Here is a 13462-nt window from a genome sequence, read left to right on the forward strand (position 1 = left end):
TTAATTTTATCAACATCCACCTTAAAACTTAAGTTATGACAGAAGACCGCAACTCTTTATTGACTTTAATTTTGAGTAAACTTAGTCCTGCAGACATCAAACTAAAAGAAAACCGCCTGCTTATTGCTGAACGTATTGAAAAGCTGTTGCAGCAAAATAGCTGGTCAAGGAGGCACTTTGCTGTATTAATGCGACGGGAAATACGCCCGTTAAGGGTTTGGTTAGGCAATACTTACAATTATACAGCAGATAGCCTTGCTGAAATTTGCCTGTTGCTAAATGTTTCTTTAGGTGATTTAGTTGCTGAGTAAGCTCTCCTCTAAAATATTTCTCCAACGTCAATAAATAACCCGTTTGAACCCTGGCGACCAAAACCGTAGTCAATAGATATATTTGTTTTGGATACCTTGTTTAGTTTAATACGTAAACCCGGGCCAAAACCAGGTTGAAAGCGTTGTAAATTACTGCCGGGAGCTGCTGAAAACGATTCGGCATTGGCAAATAATACGCCACCAATCAATCCATTCGCAGTAATCCCGTATCTGTATTCTCCCTCAAAATATACCATGTCTGCGCCACGGAAACGGCCTTGAATATACCCGCGTCCGGTTGCGGAATAAGCATCCCATTGAGTACTTGGCAAATCAAGATAAGCAGGCCTGCCACTTAAAGTTAACCATTCAAAATTCCATAAAGCCAATACGTTTTTTGAATCTTCCGGAAAATGTATGTATTTACGAACATCAATTATAAGCGAGCGCCAATTGGTATTACTCCCCAACCAGGTATAGTTATCACGATACTCGAATGCAAGGTATGCCCCTTTTGATGGGTTGATGCTATTATCGCGCGAATCTAAAAGTCCATTAAAAGTAAAGCCTGATGATATTGAGTGAGATTGTTTCCCATAAACAGAATAATCGGATATTGTTCCGTTTTTATCGCCCATGTCTGATACATTCCAATGGTCATCAATAATATAACCAAGGCCCAAATAAATATTCCCGGTAATATGCCGTAATACAGTTTCATAAAACTGTAAATAGTCATAATCCATAGGGTCTTCGTTATGTATATTTGAGTTACTACCCAAGCCAAAAGTGCTTTGCGGGTATTTGTATATACGATAATCACCTACAAAATTATAATTGTTGTTTTTACTCCAGATATCGCTAAGTATGGGTAGGGTTATTTGTTTGTTTTGTGTGATTGAAGTGCTTGCCGTAATGGTTGATATCCTTGATTCGGGCCCTGTACGAAAAGCAGAGTTGCCGGATAGTACCAATGCCAGCTTTGAAACTAAAGTGTAACCGATAGCCGGAACATATGAAAATGAAGGTTTTGAGGTAACACTGTCAGTTTTTTTAAGGTCTTTCATATGGAGTACCTTCTTTAAAACATCTCCAATGTCAATTTGAGTAACTGTATCTGAATGATAGCTTAATGTATTGGCTTTTTCATCTTTTGCAGGGTTTAAGTTAATGGCTGATCCATTATTATCCTGGGCAAGTACTTTGCTTGAAAAAGTGATTAATATAACCGGGAATAAGAAGAATTTGTAAAAGCAGCCCATACCTAAAATGCCTGCTTCAAACAAGTTAAAAGCATCAGCTTTAAAATCAGGGGCGAAAGTAATAAATATGTTACAAATTGAGTTGGAAAGACCACACCTTTAATCGCTTTTTACTGGAATATGGCAAAAGAGAAACGGCATTGCAAATGGCTGACTTTTTTATGCTAGAAACCGGACTAAAAGAAATAATTTCAATAAGGACTAATTATCTTTATGAAATTTTAAAGTAAGTTAATTGTTACAGTGATTGTGCCTGATTGACAAAGGGTTTCTCTATACTTGAATATATAAAAAATCACTCATGAAATCATTAAAAGTATTAACAGTTCTAATGTTAACTGTGTTTAGTTACACTGCAGTTAACGCACAGGTACACCATCACTACAAAAAACATTATGTAAAACACCATGTGATCATTCATCATCACAGGTAGTAAAATAAAAGGCCGGCAATTGCCGGCCTTTTATTTTATTATAACCATCAATAAAGATATAAACTATACTACCTGATTTTTCTCTGCCAATACCTTAAAATAAGCAGCGCTTTCCTTCGGGATGCGCTCCAGTGTTTTATAATCGATATAATACAATCCGAAGCGGGTACCATAGCCGCTGGTCCATTCAAAGTTATCCATCATACTCCAATAAAAATAGCCTTTTACAGGTACGCCTTCAGCTGTCGCTTTTTGCAATTGAGTAAGGTAATTACGCATAAACGATATCCTGTCGGTATCATAAATGTGCTTATCTGTGGTTAACTCATCAGTTCCGCTGGTGCCGTTTTCGGTAATGTATATTTCTTTTACACCCCATAATTTTTGTACATTTTTAGGTGCCCAATAAAGCGACTCCGGCCCTAATACCTGCCATGCAGACGTGCTTCGCGGCTGCGATTTTGCAAATGGAAGTGTTTTATAACCATCTGCATTATCAGCTGCCTGTACATATCCTGCGGGCATGTAAACGTTGATCCCCACAAAGTCTAATGGCGAGCTAATGATCTTCAGGTCTTCTTCTGTAAACTTAGGTGCATCAGCACCTGTTCTTTTCAAAAATTTGTCGGTGTACTTTCCTTCCATTACCACGGTAAGGTAACCGGCGTTTTCTTCGCGCATGGCAACCTCAGCAGCCTTTATGTTTTCCGGCGTATCGATGATCGGCACAGGCACACTTAAATTTTCTGCAAGCCCAATTTTGGTACCCGCCGCACCATTTGCACGGATTGCCTGTACAGCCAGCCCGTGGGCCAGTACCGCGTGGTGGCGCACCTGGTTAAGTCCTGCCTGTGGTAGTTTTAAACCGGGCGCAAATATACCATTGCCATAACCCAACTCTACAAACGTGCTCATCTCGTTAAGCGTAAAATAATGCTTAACGCGGTCGCCCAGGTTTTTGGCTATAAAGCCTGCATAATCACCAAATGCCTTAGCTGTTTCGCGCGATTCCCAACCTTTGTATTTATCGTGCAATGCTTGCGGTAGGTCCCAGTGATACAGTGTGGCAAAGGGCTCAATACCGTTTTCCTGCAGGTCGTCTGTTAATTTTTTATAAAAATCGATTCCCTTTTGATTCGGCGTGCCTGTTCCATCCGGAAAAATACGCGACCAGGCAATGGAAAGGCGGAACGCCTTGACGTTTAAGCCTTTCATTAGCTGAATGTCGGCAGGATAGCGGTGATAAAAATCACATGCTACATCTCCGTTATCATTATTCCTTACCTTGCCGGGGATGTGTGAAAAAGTATCCCAGATGGTTACACCGCGTCCATCTTCATTTGCAGCACCCTCAACCTGGTAGGCAGCGGTAGCTGTTCCCCATAAAAAACCTTCGGGAAATTTGCTGTCTGGGATGTTGTTTTGCTGCGCGGTGTCATCTTTAAAGGAAATAAGCGCAGGGGCTACAGATAAACCGGCTGCCGTTAAACCAGCTGATTTAATAAAGTTGCGCCTGCCAAGATTTTTAAGGTCATCTTTTAGTATTGGCATATAGGTGTTTTTATAATTAGGTTTATATTTATAATTGGCAGGTAAATTAGGTTTATTTTTTTCATTTTTCACATTAAAATTATGGTGTTAATAGAAAGTCGCACTGCTGTATTAAACAACTATTGAAAGAGTTGTATATTAGGGCTGTTGGATGTTTAAAAATGTAGCAGCATGTTGAGTAAAGCAGTGTTCGATGCAAAGGTTAAAACCTGGCTCAATGAACAGATCCGTAAAAGCGTAGTAAAAGAAGTTACCGAGTGCTATGATTTGGTAGACAAGGACGGTGGTGCCAACCACTGGAATATATTCCGCATCTGTAAAAAACAATTAAATGATGTAAGGTCGAAAATTGTTTTAAGTTACGTTAAGGTGCTGGAGTTGGTGGTGCTTATTTATAAATAATTTTTTTCTTTTGCTAGAGATGGATTGCTTTACTGTTCTGAAAATACAGATGAAACATATGGTACTTTTAGTGCACTTTTAGGCTGAAAAACGTCCTTAATCACCCAAAAAAGACGGTTTTTACATCTGTTTTTAACGCTTTTTTGCTTAAAAACCATGCTTTTTACATCCGAAAACTACCAGAAAAATGCTACTTTTTTATTCTTTTTGCTTGTTTTTTATTGGAAAATAAATGTTTTTAGGAAGTTTTGATTGTGCTTTTTTGGGTTATTGATTGACGTTGTGCAAATCAGTGGGCGTCCCCACCTACCATTATTACCTTACTCTGACCCGCGCACAACGCCCATATCCTTACCTTCGTAAGTAAAAAATACCACTACTAATGAAGAATATAGGATTTTTATCGTTCGGGCATTGGTCAAATCATCCGGCTTATCAAACCCATACCGCGGGTGATACTTTGCTGCAGTCGATTGATTTGGCTGTCGCTGCGGAAGAAATCGGTTTGGATGGCGCTTATTTCCGGGTTCATCATTTCGCGCGCCAGCTGGCTTCGCCCTTTCCTCTGCTTTCGGCCATCGGGGCAAAAACAAATAAGATAGAGATTGGTACAGGCGTAATTGATATGCGTTATGAAAATCCGCTTTACATGGTGGAAGATGCCGGCGCTGCCGACCTGATCTCGGGCGGGCGACTGCAATTGGGTATCAGCAGAGGTTCACCGGAGCAGGTGATAGAGGGCTGGCGTTATTTTGGTTACGCGCCTGCTGATGGAGAAACCGATGCGGATTTGGGGCGAAAAAATGCTTTGGAGTTTTTAGATAAGTTAAAAGGCAAGGGATTTGCCCAGCCAAATCCAAACCCAATGTTCCCAAATCCGCCGGGATTGTTAAGGCTGGAACCCTATTCCAAAGGTTTGCGCGAACGAATATGGTGGGGAGCGGGCTCAAATGTAACAGCGGTTTGGGCAGCTGAGCAAGGTATGAACCTGCAAAGTTCTACCTTAAAATTTGATGAAAGCGGTAAACCTTTCCATATTCAGCAGGCAGAACAGATCAGGCTGTATAAAGAAGCCTGGAAAAAAGCCGGACATAAGCACGAACCTCGGGTTTCTGTAAGCCGTTCCATATTCGCGTTGGTGAACGAACAGGACAGGTATTACTTTGGCCAGCAGGGAAAAGCTGCAGATAGTTTTGGGTACATCGAACCCGGTACACGGGCGGTTTTTGGAAAAAGCTATGCAGCCGAACCCGATCAGCTCATTAAAGAATTAGCTAATGACGAAGCGATACAGGAAGCCGATACGTTGCTCTTAACCATACCGAACACTTTAGGGGTTGATTACAATATTCATGTGCTATCCGCTATTTTGGAGCATGTAGCCCCTGCGCTCGGATGGCGATAATTATTAAGTTTCCGCAGGTGTATTCTGAAAGAACCTGCGGAGATTAAATTACCTCAGCAAATTACTCCGCCTGTACACCGCAGGAGTTTGACCTGTTTTTGATTTAAATATCCGGTTAAAAGCCGCCTCGGATCGATAGCCAACATTCATGGCAACTTCTGCTATATTACAGTTGTTTGTCATTAATAGCCTTTGAGCTTGCCTCATGCGCCAATTGGTAAGGTAACTTAACGGTGTTTCATGCACTGTTTTTTTAAACTGGTTAAAAAACACCGAGCGTGACATGCCAATCTCAGATGCCAGGGATTCCAGCGTCCAGTTGTATTGAGGAGAGTCTTGTATCAGTTTTAATGCCTTGCTGATCCTGGGGTCGTTTAATGCGGAAAGAAAACCAGTGTCGGGTGCATCCTGTTCCAAATAAGCCCTGATGATATTAACAAACATAATTTCCGACAAACATTTCAGCATTACACTGCTTCCCGCTTTTTCATTTGTGAGTTCTTCCAGCATTAATTGTGTAACCTGCTTAAGTAACAGCTGGTTTTCTGTTCCATATTGCCTGATATGAATGATAGGGGGCAAATCCTTTAAAAATGGATGTAGCGATTTGTAATCAAATTCGAAATGCCCTGCAATAAGCGTTGTTACTTCGCCGTCGCCATTAAAAACAGGAATGCTTTCCCTGCGGCATTTTACAAATTCAGGTGAAGGCATCCTTAAACTTGATGATTTGTCTGCTATCCAGTGTGCGCTTCCGTGGGGTACAAACACAAGGTCGCCTTCCGCTAATGCTATTGTACGGCCATCAGGCGAGCCAATGGTGCAATTACCGCTTACTAACCGCCAGAATTGCGAGTTTTCGTCCTTAACTATGTCCAGCCCCCAAGGCGCTGCAAGCGGGAATTTGCTGTAAACAACACTTTTAAGCCGGGTAGCTTCTAATACGGTACTTAATGCATCCATTTTATAAATCAATACGATTAAGCAAATATATCATACTTTTTAATACTTTAAGTATTTATTGCCAAGCTACATTTGTATTATAAAAATCAAATAATACAAATTATGACAACCCAGGAATTAGCCAATCGTTACAATGAACTTTTTCAACAAAGAAAAGTAGCAGAGATCTACCAACAATTATACAGCGCCGACATTGTTTGTACCGAACCTGAACATGCCGCGGCAACAGGTGTGCCTACCGTAACTAAAGGCATCGAGGCGGTTTTAGCAAAGTCAAAATCCAGGCTCGAACTTATTGACGAAGTACACAGCTTTTTTTGCAGCGAACCTGTTGTTGGCGGCAACTATTTTAGCGTAGCCATGGGCAGGGACATGACCTTTAAAAATGGAAAACGCTTACAATTAGCAGAAATTGCGGTTTTTGGCGTAAAGGATGATAAGATAGTATCCGAAACCTTTTTTTATTAAAATAAGCAAGCCCTTAGGTATAACCTAAGGGCTTGCTTGTGGAGCCGGAGGGATTCGAACCCTCGTCCAAACATGGTATAAGGTAAGCTTTCTACATGCTTATCTGCTGTTTAATTGTAGGGAAGGGGAAGGTCAGCCGCTTACCTGTACCGTCTTCCTTAGGTGCTTTGTTTCGCCTGCTATGCACACCATTAAGCAGGCTATTTTCGTTTTCCGATGCCCCGGTTGCCGATCCAACAAAACAGAAAACCGGCGGGACAAAAGCTAGCTAAATTCTAAATTAAGCAGCTAAGGCGTAAGTATTTTCGCCATTTGTAAGTTTGAGCGTTCAGATTTAAGCGCTAATTCACCCAACGCGCTGCATGCTTACCTACTTATCTCCATCCTGTCAATTCCGGTCGACCCCAATATTAGAGTTTGCAGATGCCAGTTGGCAATTAGCAGATTGTAGAGAATAACAAAGATACACCTATTAGTTTAAAGCTGAAAGTTAAAAGTAAAAAGTTAAAAAGTGCAGTGTCGAAAAAAACATCCTTTTTTTAGCTTTCAACTTTTGCTTTCCACTACAAAGTAACAACTGTTCTTCCCGGATATTCCTCTAGTGCCTTTTCTAAACAGATCATCGCGTTCTGTATATCATGAATATTCAAAACGTATGCCATTCTTACTTCGTTTTGGCCTGCGCCGGGTGTGCTGTAAAAGCCGGTAGCCGGCGCCATCATCACCGTTTGGTTATTATAGCTGAATTTCTCCAGCATCCACTGGCAAAACTTGTCGGCGTTATCTATAGGCAATTGTGCAACCACGTAAAAAGCGCCGCCCGGGTTAGGGCAAAAAACGCCATTCATTTTGTTTAAAGCACCAACTATGGTATCACGGCGCGCAGTATATTCTTTGTTTACGGCTTCAAAGTATTCATCGGGGGTATCAACAGCTGCCGATCCTGCGATCTGCTCCACCATACCCGGACTTAACCTCGCCTGAGCAAATTTTAAGCCTGCTGTTAAAACGTCTTTGTTTTTAGTGATCAAACAACCTAATCGAGCACCGCAGGCGCTGTAGCGCTTACTTACGGTATCCATCACGATCACATTTTCTTCCAAACCATCTAAAAACATAGGCGATGTAAAGGTTTTTCCATCATAGCAAAACTCCCGGTAAGCTTCGTCAGAAAATAAATACAGGTCGTATTTTAATACCAGCTTTTTAAGTTCTTCCAGTTCTTCTTTTGAATACAGATAACCGGTTGGGTTATTCGGGCTGCAAATAAATATGGCTTTGGTTTTTGGCGTGATCAGCTTTTCAAATTCGCTTATAGGCGGCAGCGCGAAGCCATTATCGATGTAGGATAAGATTGGTTTTACCACAATATCACTTTGACTGGCGAAGCCGTTGTAGTTAGCGTAGAAAGGTTCCGGGATAATAATCTCATCGCCGATATCCAGGCAGCTCATCATCGCGATAGTGATCGCTTCAGACCCGCCTGCGGTTACGATGATATTATCAGGCATAATGTTATAACCAAGTTTATTGTAATATTCAGTAAGCTTGGTACGGTATGCTAATGTTCCTTCGGATGGGGTGTATGCCCAAACCTTAAAATCAATGCCTTTTATCGCATTCAGCATCCCTTCAGGGGTTTCAATATCTGGCTGGCCAATATTCAGATGATAGACTTTTTTCCCTTCCAGTTTAGCTTTATCAGCAAATGGGGTCAGTTTTCGTATGGGCGATGCAGGCATTCTCAGCCCTTTGTCAGAAATTTTTGGCATTGTGCAAAATCAATATAATAATGTTGGTCAGTTAAAATGCTGCCATTATAAACGGCAAAAGCCCCAATAACGGGGCTATGCAAATATATTTAATAATTTTTATTAATTGCTGGTCCCGGTGGTTGATGTGGCCGCTGGTGCCGTTACCGGTTTTGCAACTACTTCGCCTACAATAACTAAAAATTTTTGGGGGGTTTTAGCATTTGAGGTAACAACAATTGTTTTATTGAACGGATAAGCCGCTGCAGCATTATAAGTGATCTTGATTAAACCTTTAGCGCCGGGTGCTACAGGTGTTTTGGTGTAATCGGCAATAGTACAACCACATGTAGGGCGTACATCGGCTAAAATAAGCGGCGATTGGCCAACGTTAGTAAATTCAAAAACAGTAGTTACCGGTGTGCCCTGTGGGATTTTACCGAAATCATGTTTTTCTTCATTGAATTTAAATTCGGGCTTTTGATCGTCCTGTGCTTTTGCAGTTGATGCAAAGCCTATAATTACCGCTAATATTATTAATAACTTTTTCATACTTTGGGTTTGATTGTAACAAATATAAAAGGTTTAGTTCAATTATAAAACTATAATAAAAACTGAACGTTTTGAATGCAGAGTATACCAATTACAAAATAGAATTTCATAATTTTACCGTCTAAACAAATAACATATGCCCGAAACTGCAATGCATGCTGCCGGTACGTTTAATGCTGTTGATCTAACTTTTGAGGATTTTAAAAAGATCGTCCTCAATGATTATCGCATTGGGTATGAGAGCCGTCAGGCCAGTATATTGGGCCGGCGAGAGGTGCTTACCGGCAAGGCCAAGTTTGGAATTTTTGGCGATGGAAAGGAAGTGGCGCAGTTAGCTATGGCCAAAGCCTTTAAAAAAGGCGACTGGCGATCGGGCTATTATCGCGACCAAACTTTCATGTTTGCCACAGGAATGAGCAACCTAAAAGAGTTTTTTGCACAGTTATATGCTCATCCGGATGTAAAAAAAGAACCTGCATCAGGCGGCAGGCAAATGAATTGCCATTACGCTACCCGTTTTTTAAATGAGGATGGCACCTGGAAAAACCAGGTTGAAGAGATGAATTGCGCATCTGATATATCAACCACTGCCGGTGCTATACCGCGCTTGCTGGGATTGGCCTACGCATCAAAACTATATCGCCAAAATAAGGAGCTGGCTTATCTGGATCAATTCTCTATCAATGGCAACGAGGTTGCTTTTGGTACTATTGGCAACGGGTCAACATCCGAAGGCTCATTTTTTGAAACCTTTAATGCTGCCGGCGTATTACAGGTGCCAATGGCTATTTCTGTTTGGGATGATGCCTATGCCATATCAGTACCCGCAAGTTTGCAGACTACCAAGGAAGATATCTCCGAAATATTAAAAGGATTTCAGCGCGAAGAAGGTACCAATGGTTTCGAAATATTTAAAGTTCGCGGCTGGGATTACGTAGCGCTTTGCGAAACTTATGAACGGGCCATTGCACTTTGTCGTGAAGAGCATGTGCCTGTTTTAATCCACGTAACGGAGATTACACAGCCGCAAGGCCACTCAACATCCGGTTCACATGAGCGTTATAAATCAAAAGAACGTTTAGCCTGGGAAAATGACCACGATTGTTTGCTGAAGATGCGCGAATGGATGATAACCACCGCCATCGCCACTAACGAGCAATTAGAGGAAATTGAGGCCGAAGCCAAACAATATGTACGCGAATGCCAGCGTGAAGCCTGGAACGAGCTCGCCTATATTATTAACGTTGAGTTAAATGAAACTGCAAAGGACATTGAAACATTAGCTGCCGTTTCGGTACAACATGAGGGCTTAATGAAAATAGCAGCTGACCTGCGTAGTGTTGTTGATCCCGGAAGAAAGGATATTGTTTCGGCCATTCGCCAGTCGTTGCGTTTAACTGTTAAAGAAACTTCGCCAGAAAGACAAACACTGTTAGCCTGGTTGGTAGATGAAAAAGATAAAAACAATAAGCGTTATAATACTTTGTTATTTTCAAATACTGCCCAATCGCCGTTAAAAGTGCCTGTTGTTAACGCAAAATATGCTGATGATCCCCGTTTAGTTGATGGACGCGAGGTATTGAACGCCTGTTTCGACGCTAATTTTGATCGTGATAAAACCATTATTGCCTTTGGCGAGGATGTAGGAGCCATTGGTGATGTTAACCAGGGATTTGCCGGTTTGCAAAATAAATATGGCGACATACGGATAACTGATACCGGTATCCGCGAAACATCTATCATAGGGCAGGGTATGGGCTTAGCCATGCGTGGTTTACGGCCGATAGCGGAAATCCAATACTTAGATTACCTTATTTATGCGATGACCATTATTTGTGACGACCTCACCAGTCTGAGTTACCGCACCATGGGCGGACAAAAAGCGCCGGTCATCATTCGTACACGTGGTCACCGATTGGAGGGGATTTGGCATTCAGGTTCGCCAATGGGTATGATATTGAGCGCCATGCGCGGGCTTCACATTTGCGTTCCGCGAGATATGACACAAGCTGCAGGTATGTATAACACATTATTGCGTGGTGATGAGCCTGCTTTAGTTATTGAGTCGCTTAACGGGTATCGTTTAAAAGAAAAATTACCTGCCAACGTTGGTGAGTTCACCGTACCGTTAGGAAAAGCCGAAATATTGAACGAAGGCAGCGATATAACTGTAGTTTCATACGGTTCAACCTTGCGCATTGTGATGGAAGCAGTACCGGAATTGGCTAAATTAGGCATAAATATAGAAGTGATCGACCCGCAAACATTGTATCCATTTGATACTGATAACCTATGCGGTACGTCATTAAAGAAAACTAACAAACTGCTGGTTGTTGATGAGGATGTTCCCGGGGCGGGATCGGCTTATATTTTACAGCAAATTATGGAATCACAAGGCGGCTATTATGCTTTGGATGCGCAACCACGTACGCTTACAGCTAAAGAACATCGGCCGCCGTATGGCTCAGATGGTGATTACTTTACCAAGCCGTCACTTGACGATGTGATAGACACGGTTTATAGTATGATGAGTGAAGCAAACCCGGCTAAGTATCCGGCTATTTATTAAAGCATTTAGTAATTTAGTGAAATCAAGCGTAGACGCTTGATTTTTATTTTTAATAAGCTTCCACGCTTATTTGAATAAAATTGAGTTTTATATGATTTAAGCTTGAACGCTTAAATTGAGGGCATCCAAGCGTAACGCTTAGATGGGCATCAGCATATTTTATTAAAAAAATGGAAACTACCAATTTTACATCCTTAACTCATATTATAGAGAACCGACGTACCATCAAACCATTTATGATGAATGGCCATAAGATACCTAACGGTCATATTGCATCGATACTGGAGCTTGCCGACTGGGCGCCTACCCACGGCTATACCGAACCATGGCGCTTTGTGGTTTACGAAAATCCTTTGGATTTTTGTTCAGCACATGCTAATCTGTATAAAGAAAATACGCCTGCCGATGATTTCAGCGAGACTGTTTTTAACAACCTGGCACAGCAAGGCGATAAAGCTTCGCATGTGATCATCGCTGTTATGAAACGCGGTAAACTGCCAAAAATCCCGGCTTTTGAGGAAATGGCAGCAACTGCTTGTGCTGTTCAAAATTTGCTGCTCGGCGCAACTGCTTTAAATATAGCATCTTACTGGGGCACCGGTGGCATGACCTTAAAACAACCTATGAAAGACTATCTGCAACTTAACGAAGAAGATAACATAATGGGGATTTTATATTTAGGGTACTCCGATGAACATCCCGAAGGCAAAAGAACCATTCCTTTAGAAGATAAAATTACCTGGGTTAAGTAACTATCTGCCGTAAAATATCGTATAACTATATAAATTGTTAATCTTAATGTTATATATTTAATAATTATGAAACTGCCGTGATGATTGATTTAGGCTTTTTTTATATATTTGTACCATCACAGCAATTATAACCGTTACTATCTACAACCTATTCCCGTTTATTTTTTAACAGATTAATTTATATCTAATTAGATTTATGAGGAAACATTTTTGGTGGATAACCTGCGTAGTATTACTAGTTTCAATTACAATTATCAGTTGGAAACCGGTAAGCGCCACTAATAAAGCCACTGCAAAACCTGCACCGGCATCTGCAAAAGAACTTTTTCAGCAATATGTTGATGCTGTTTACCAGGCAGCAAATCTACAGGCATCAGGTTTAGATGAAGCAGTTTTCAAAAAAGCAGTAACCGGCTTTATGAACCTTAAATCAGCTCAAAAAATATCTCCGTTTAGCAGTGTTTTGACTGTTGTTGATTTTAATAAATCAAGCCGTCAAAAACGTATGTGGATAGTTGACCTGGTTGAAAAACAGCTTTTAATAAATACCTGGGTAGCTCACGGCCAAGGAAGCGGCGATGAAATTGCCAATAGCTTTTCAAATACCGATGAGTCGCACCAAAGCAGTTTAGGTTTTTATTTGGCTGATGATGTTTATGTAGGTAAGCATGGCCGCTCATTACGCCTGGATGGTTTGGATGCCGGTTTTAATGATGCCGCCCGTGCCCGCGAAATTGTGGTACATGCAGCACCTTACGTAAGCCAGTCAACAATCAACCAATTAGGTCGTTTAGGCCGTAGCTGGGGATGCCCTGCGGTATCTCCTGAAGTATCAGACGAGGTAATTAATACTATAAAAGGCAAAACTGTTTTCTTTATTAATGGAAACGACAGTAACTATAGTTCTAAATATTTAGACGAAGACCTGTCAGCTAATTACGTTTTCCCGGCAGGAAATGATGGGAATAAAATAGCTAATTTATAGTAGCCAGTAATTGATATCAAGATCTTTTAATAAAAAATGCCGGGCTTGCCCGGCATTT

General features: G+C 41.3%; 13 protein-coding genes and 1 other RNA gene. 8 read left to right on the top strand and 6 right to left on the bottom strand.

Annotated features, from left to right (window positions below; translation table 11 throughout):
* The first annotated feature begins 35 nt into the window (after positions 1–35).
* Positions 36–311, top strand: a complete 276-nt coding sequence (locus ACYZ0U_RS08165) for a hypothetical protein (protein ID WP_461451592.1) — start codon at positions 36–38, stop codon at positions 309–311.
* Between the two features lie 8 nt (positions 312–319).
* On the opposite strand, the gene ACYZ0U_RS08170 is transcribed toward ACYZ0U_RS08165, so the two are convergent.
* Positions 320–1597, bottom strand: coding sequence for a hypothetical protein (locus tag ACYZ0U_RS08170; protein ID WP_461451593.1), 1278 nt, complete (start codon positions 1595–1597; stop codon positions 320–322).
* A 277-nt stretch (positions 1598–1874) separates the two neighbouring features.
* Between ACYZ0U_RS08170 and ACYZ0U_RS08175 the strand changes: the two genes are divergently transcribed.
* A complete protein-coding gene (locus tag ACYZ0U_RS08175; protein ID WP_461451594.1) occupies positions 1875–2006 on the top strand; it encodes a hypothetical protein in 132 nt (43 codons plus the stop codon).
* Positions 2007–2069: 63 nt separating this feature from the next.
* On the opposite strand, the gene ACYZ0U_RS08180 is transcribed toward ACYZ0U_RS08175, so the two are convergent.
* Positions 2070–3557: a GH1 family beta-glucosidase gene (locus ACYZ0U_RS08180; protein WP_461451595.1), complete on the bottom strand. Its 1488-nt coding sequence runs from the start codon at positions 3555–3557 to the stop codon at positions 2070–2072.
* Positions 3558–3728: 171 nt separating this feature from the next.
* On the opposite strand from ACYZ0U_RS08180, the gene ACYZ0U_RS08185 reads away from it, so the two are divergent.
* Positions 3729–3959, top strand: coding sequence for a hypothetical protein (locus ACYZ0U_RS08185; protein WP_461451596.1), 231 nt, complete (start codon positions 3729–3731; stop codon positions 3957–3959).
* Between the two features lie 382 nt (positions 3960–4341).
* Positions 4342–5364, top strand: coding sequence for an LLM class flavin-dependent oxidoreductase (locus ACYZ0U_RS08190; protein WP_461451597.1), 1023 nt, complete (start codon positions 4342–4344; stop codon positions 5362–5364).
* Positions 5365–5412: 48 nt separating this feature from the next.
* Here the strand turns inward: ACYZ0U_RS08190 and ACYZ0U_RS08195 are convergent, their stop codons facing one another.
* Positions 5413–6327: an AraC family transcriptional regulator gene (locus ACYZ0U_RS08195; protein ID WP_461451598.1), complete on the bottom strand. Its 915-nt coding sequence runs from the start codon at positions 6325–6327 to the stop codon at positions 5413–5415.
* Between the two features lie 102 nt (positions 6328–6429).
* Between ACYZ0U_RS08195 and ACYZ0U_RS08200 the strand changes: the two genes are divergently transcribed.
* Complete coding sequence (locus ACYZ0U_RS08200) at positions 6430–6795, top strand: SnoaL-like domain-containing protein (RefSeq protein WP_461451599.1); 366 nt, start codon at positions 6430–6432, stop codon at positions 6793–6795.
* A 36-nt stretch (positions 6796–6831) separates the two neighbouring features.
* On the opposite strand, the gene ssrA is transcribed toward ACYZ0U_RS08200, so the two are convergent.
* The 3 genes from ssrA to ACYZ0U_RS08215 form a co-directional block, all read right to left on the bottom strand.
* Positions 6832–7201: a transfer-messenger RNA gene (ssrA, locus tag ACYZ0U_RS08205) on the bottom strand.
* 157 nt (positions 7202–7358) lie between these two features.
* Positions 7359–8567 carry a pyridoxal phosphate-dependent aminotransferase gene (locus ACYZ0U_RS08210; RefSeq protein WP_461451600.1) on the bottom strand — a complete coding sequence of 403 codons (1209 nt, stop codon included), beginning with the start codon at positions 8565–8567 and terminating at the stop codon, positions 7359–7361.
* Between the two features lie 102 nt (positions 8568–8669).
* On the bottom strand, positions 8670–9098 hold the full coding sequence (locus tag ACYZ0U_RS08215) for a DUF1573 domain-containing protein (protein WP_461451601.1): 429 nt from the start codon (positions 9096–9098) through the stop codon (positions 8670–8672).
* A gap of 136 nt (positions 9099–9234) precedes the next feature.
* Here ACYZ0U_RS08215 and ACYZ0U_RS08220 point away from each other — a divergent pair, with 136 nt between their 5' ends.
* The 3 genes from ACYZ0U_RS08220 (at position 9235) to ACYZ0U_RS08230 (ending at position 13404) form a co-directional block, all read left to right on the top strand.
* A complete protein-coding gene (locus ACYZ0U_RS08220) occupies positions 9235–11667 on the top strand; it encodes an alpha-ketoacid dehydrogenase subunit alpha/beta (protein ID WP_461451602.1) in 2433 nt (810 codons plus the stop codon).
* Positions 11668–11837: 170 nt separating this feature from the next.
* Positions 11838–12419, top strand: coding sequence for a nitroreductase family protein (locus ACYZ0U_RS08225; RefSeq protein ID WP_461451603.1), 582 nt, complete (start codon positions 11838–11840; stop codon positions 12417–12419).
* Between the two features lie 196 nt (positions 12420–12615).
* The gene (locus ACYZ0U_RS08230) at positions 12616–13404 is read left to right on the top strand and encodes a murein L,D-transpeptidase catalytic domain family protein (protein WP_461451604.1); all 789 of its coding nucleotides are present in this window, start codon (positions 12616–12618) and stop codon (positions 13402–13404) included.
* Positions 13405–13462 lie beyond the last annotated feature (58 nt).

Source organism: Mucilaginibacter sp. (assembly GCF_965225845.1).
Classification (GTDB): domain Bacteria; phylum Bacteroidota; class Bacteroidia; order Sphingobacteriales; family Sphingobacteriaceae; genus Mucilaginibacter.

Bases quoted from the DNA above. Each gene is read 5' to 3' on its own strand.
- ACYZ0U_RS08165 (WP_461451592.1), top strand. From the start codon at position 36: ATGACAGAAGACCGCAACTCTTTATTGACTTTAATTTTGAGTAAACTT.
- ACYZ0U_RS08175 (WP_461451594.1), top strand. From the start codon at position 1,875: ATGAAATCATTAAAAGTATTAACAGTTCTAATGTTAACTGTGTTTAGT.
- ACYZ0U_RS08180 (WP_461451595.1), bottom strand. From the start codon at position 3,557: ATGCCAATACTAAAAGATGACCTTAAAAATCTTGGCAGGCGCAACTTT.
- ACYZ0U_RS08185 (WP_461451596.1), top strand. From the start codon at position 3,729: ATGTTGAGTAAAGCAGTGTTCGATGCAAAGGTTAAAACCTGGCTCAAT.
- ACYZ0U_RS08190 (WP_461451597.1), top strand. From the start codon at position 4,342: ATGAAGAATATAGGATTTTTATCGTTCGGGCATTGGTCAAATCATCCG.
- ACYZ0U_RS08195 (WP_461451598.1), bottom strand. From the start codon at position 6,327: ATGGATGCATTAAGTACCGTATTAGAAGCTACCCGGCTTAAAAGTGTT.
- ACYZ0U_RS08200 (WP_461451599.1), top strand. From the start codon at position 6,430: ATGACAACCCAGGAATTAGCCAATCGTTACAATGAACTTTTTCAACAA.
- ACYZ0U_RS08210 (WP_461451600.1), bottom strand. From the start codon at position 8,567: ATGCCAAAAATTTCTGACAAAGGGCTGAGAATGCCTGCATCGCCCATA.
- ACYZ0U_RS08215 (WP_461451601.1), bottom strand. From the start codon at position 9,098: ATGAAAAAGTTATTAATAATATTAGCGGTAATTATAGGCTTTGCATCA.
- ACYZ0U_RS08220 (WP_461451602.1), top strand. From the start codon at position 9,235: ATGCCCGAAACTGCAATGCATGCTGCCGGTACGTTTAATGCTGTTGAT.
- ACYZ0U_RS08225 (WP_461451603.1), top strand. From the start codon at position 11,838: ATGGAAACTACCAATTTTACATCCTTAACTCATATTATAGAGAACCGA.
- ACYZ0U_RS08230 (WP_461451604.1), top strand. From the start codon at position 12,616: ATGAGGAAACATTTTTGGTGGATAACCTGCGTAGTATTACTAGTTTCA.